The organism is uncultured Nevskia sp., from assembly GCF_903885465.1.
GTDB lineage: Bacteria > Pseudomonadota > Gammaproteobacteria > Nevskiales > Nevskiaceae > Nevskia.
In genome coordinates this window covers 1-3,780 of the sequence record NZ_CAISIQ010000491.1, presented here as the reverse complement: position 1 = coordinate 3,780, position 3,780 = coordinate 1, and the positions used below count along the sequence as shown (strand labels likewise).

General features: G+C 64.2%; 3 protein-coding genes. 1 reads left to right on the top strand and 2 read right to left on the bottom strand.

What is annotated here, in order from left to right; all coding sequences use genetic code 11:
• The first annotated feature begins 20 nt into the window (after positions 1-20).
• Positions 21-1,697, top strand: coding sequence for a formate--tetrahydrofolate ligase (locus QZY06_RS19025; RefSeq protein ID WP_295687075.1), 1,677 nt, complete (start codon positions 21-23; stop codon positions 1,695-1,697).
• A gap of 93 nt (positions 1,698-1,790) precedes the next feature.
• On the opposite strand, the gene QZY06_RS19020 is transcribed toward QZY06_RS19025, so the two are convergent.
• Complete coding sequence (locus QZY06_RS19020; protein ID WP_295687072.1) at positions 1,791-2,351, bottom strand: DUF2058 domain-containing protein; 561 nt, start codon at positions 2,349-2,351, stop codon at positions 1,791-1,793.
• A gap of 119 nt (positions 2,352-2,470) precedes the next feature.
• Positions 2,471-3,780 (bottom strand): NAD(P)/FAD-dependent oxidoreductase (locus QZY06_RS19015; RefSeq protein WP_295687070.1); only part of this gene is annotated, 1,310 nt, incomplete at its 5' end.

Genomic DNA, 3,780 nt, shown 5'->3' with positions numbered 1-3,780 from the left:
CCTACTGAATCGTTTCGCCCATGCCCAGCGATATCGAGATTGCCCAGGCCGCGCGCCTGCAACCGATCATTCCCCTGATCGAGCACTGCCTCGGCATTCCTGCCGACGCGATGGAACCCTATGGCCACTACAAGGCCAAGCTGTCGCTCAGTTACATCGACACGCTCAAGGATCGGCCGGACGGCAAGCTGGTGCTGGTCACCGCGATCACGCCGACGCCGCCCGGCGAAGGCAAGACCACGACCACCGTTGGCCTGGGCGATGCGCTGAACCTGATCGGCAAACGCAGCGTCACCTGCCTGCGTGAGCCGTCGCTCGGGCCATGCTTCGGCAAGAAGGGCGGCGCCACCGGCGGCGGCCAGAGCCAGGTGCTGCCGATGGAGGACATCAACCTCCATTTCACTGGCGATTTCCACGCCATTGGCCTCGCCAACAACCTGCTCGCGGCGATGATCGACAACCACATCCACCACGGCAATGCCTTGCAGATCGATCTGCATCGCATCTCCTGGCGGCGTGTGGTCGACATGAACGATCGGGCGCTGCGCGACATCGTGGTGGCGCTCGGCGGCAAGGCCAATGGCCTGCCGCGGGAAGATCACTTCAGCATCGTCGTCGCGTCCGAAGTGATGGCGATCCTGTGTCTGGCAACCTCGCTGGCCGATCTCAAGGCGCGCCTCGGCCGCATCATCATCGGTTACAGCTTGAGCGGCGCGCCGATCACGCCGCGCGATCTGAAATGCGATGGCGCGATGGCCGCGCTGCTCAAGGAAGCAATCAAGCCGAACCTGGTGCAGACCATCGCCGGCAGCCCGGTGCTGATCCACGGCGGTCCGTTCGCGAACATCGCCCACGGCTGCAATTCGGTGATCGCGACCAAGGCGGCGCTCAAGCTCGGTGGCTATGTGGTGACCGAAGCCGGCTTCGGTGCCGATCTCGGTGCCGAGAAATTCATCGACATCAAGTGCCGCCAGGCCGGCCTGAATCCGGCAGCCGCGGTGATCGTCGCCACCGTGCGGGCGATCAAGTTCCACGGCGGCGTGGCAATGGCGGACATGGGCCGCGAAAACCTCGATGCGGTTCGCTCGGGCCTATCGAACCTGCGCCGCCACATCGAGAACATCCGCGAGGTCTATCGCCTGCCCTGCGTGGTCTCGATCAATCACTTCACCGCCGACACGCAAGCCGAACTGGACCTCATCCACGCGGCCTGTGCCGAACTCGGCGTGCCCTGCGTGGTGTCGCATCACTGGGCGCTAGGCCCGGCCGGCGCCGAAGCGCTGGCGCGGATCGTCGTCGAACTCTGCGAAACCGCGCCGGCCTCGCCGAGCTTCGTCTACGACGATGCGCTGCCGCTGCTGGACAAGATCGAAACCGTTGCCCGGCGCATCTATCGCGCCTCCGGGGTCAGCGCCGATGCCAAGGTCCGCAAGCAGCTCAAGGAATGGACCGACGCCGGCTACGGCCGGCTGCCGGTTTGCATCGCCAAGACCCAGTATTCGTTCTCGACCGATGCCGCCCTGAAGGGCGCGCCGGAAGGCCATGTGCTGCCGATCCGTGAAGTGCGGCTGTCCGCCGGTGCCGGCTTCGTAATCGCAGTCTGTGGCGACATCATGACCATGCCCGGCCTGCCGCTGCACCCGGCGGCCGAGCACATCGATATCGACGACGACGGCAACATCACCGGGCTGTCCTGATCGCCCTCGCTTTCGTAGGTCGCCCCGTCGGCGACGGTGCCGCCGCTAGCTGGCAGGGGCGCGTCGGGCGTGGCCCGACCTACGAAAGCGGGGTTACCAGATCAGATCGTCCGGCACCTTGAAGTCCTTGTACGGATCGTTTTCGTCGACCTTGTCGGCTTCGCGGTTGATCGTTGCAACGGCGCGCGGATCGCGGTCGCGGATCTTGTCGGCCACCGCGCCCGGCACCAGCGAATAGCGGCCTTCGCAGCGAGCGATGCCGACGCGGCCGTCGATGATCTGCGCGCGCAGTTCCGGCGTTACGGCAATGCGGCGGATGTTGTTCTTGTGGTCGACGAAGTTGTAGAGATCTTCGCTGACCACCGGCGGCAGCTTGTTGGCTTCGACCAGCTGCTTGATCTCGGCGTACTTGGCTTTCAGCGCCTGCTTTTCCTTGGCCTTGTCCATCAGCTCGCGATCCTTCGCGGCCTTGGCCTTGCGCGCCGCTTCAGCGGCTTTCAGCGCTTCGGCGTTCGGGGCTTGCGCCGTGATCTGCTTGCCGTGGTTGTGCTGGCCACGCGGCTTGTCCTTGCCGGTTGCGGCTTGCGCCTTCTCGGCTTGCTTCTTGGAGATGAGACCAGCCTGCAGCAGCTGGTCGCGCAGCGAAAGACTCATGGGGTTCGACTCGAAAACACGAAGGACGATGGCAGTCTGCGCGAGCTTGATTTCGCGCGGACCGCCATCGTCCTGATTCCGCTGCCCAGGCGCAAGCCTTGGCTGATGACAAGCCGGGTTCAGACCAGGCGATAGTCGCGCAGTTCGAAGCTCGCCATCTGCCGCGCGAACTGGGTGGCGAAGCCCGGATACATGGTCGAGTTGAAGCCGTCCTCGGACAGATACCAGCTCTTGCAGCCCGAATTCCAGTTGGTTTTCGCGAGCCGCTTCTGGATGCCCTCGTTGTACTTCTTCTGCGCATCGGCGCGCACGTCGACGTACTTCAGCTGGCCACCGGCCACTTGGCCGACCGAGCGGACGATGTAGTCGATCTGCGATTCCATGTAGACCAGCGCGGAGTTGTGGCCGGGGCCGGAGTTCGGGCCGAAGGTGAAGTACAGGTTCGGATAGCCGGAGACCTGCACGCTCTTGTAGGCCTGCGCGCCACGTGACCATTCGGCGTTCAGATCGCGACCGCCGAGGCCGTGCACCGGGAACGGCGTACCGTTCTTCGAGACTTCGAAACCGGTGGCGAAGACGATGCAGTCGACCTGGTGCTCGATGCCTTCGACGCTGCGGATGCCCTTTTCCGACAGGTTGGCGATCGGCCAGGAGATCAGTTCGCAGTTCGGCTGCTGCAACGCCGGGTAGTAATCGTTGGTCATCAGCACGCGCTTGCAACCGATCTTGAAGTCCGGCGTCAGCTGGCGGCGCAGCCAGGCGTCCTTGACCTGCGCTTCGCGGAAGCGGGTGCCGAGCAGTTCCAGCGCGCGGGTCATCGGCGTGTTCCAGATCATGCCGAGCGCCATCGACTCGTGAACCCAGTACATCGCTTCACGCACCGCCGTCTGGCTGAACGGCAGCTTCTTGAACAGTGCCTTGGTCCACTCCGGAGACTGGAAGTCGAGACGCGGCAGCACCCAGCCCGGCGTGCGCTGGAAGACCTTGACCTTGTCGGCAATCTTCACCAGTTCCGGGATGATCTGCACGGCGCTCGCACCGGTGCCGATCACCGCGACTCGCTTGCCGGCGAAGTCATACGAGTGATCCCAGCGGGCGCTGTGAATCATCTTGCCCTTGAAGCTTTCGATGCCGCGGATGTTCGGAAAGCCGGCGTTCGACAACGGTCCCTGGGCCATCACCACCGAGCGCGCGATGATCGGATCACGGCCGCTCAAGGTCACCGTCCACAGGCCTTTGCCGCCATCGAAACTCAGGGCTTCGACGTTGTGCTGGAAGCGGATCAGCGGCAGCAGATCGTTGTCACGGGCCAGGCCGCGAATGTATTCGAGGATTTCCCGGCTGCCCGAGTAGCCGCGCGTCCACTCGGGATTCTGCGCGAACGAGAACGAGTAAAGGTTGGACGGGATGTCGCAGGCCGCGCCGGGAT

Excerpts from the sequence above, each read along its gene's own strand:
- QZY06_RS19025 (WP_295687075.1), top strand. The coding sequence starts at position 21 with ATGCCCAGCGATATCGAGATTGCCCAGGCCGCGCGCCTGCAACCGATC.
- QZY06_RS19020 (WP_295687072.1), bottom strand. The coding sequence starts at position 2,351 with ATGAGTCTTTCGCTGCGCGACCAGCTGCTGCAGGCTGGTCTCATCTCC.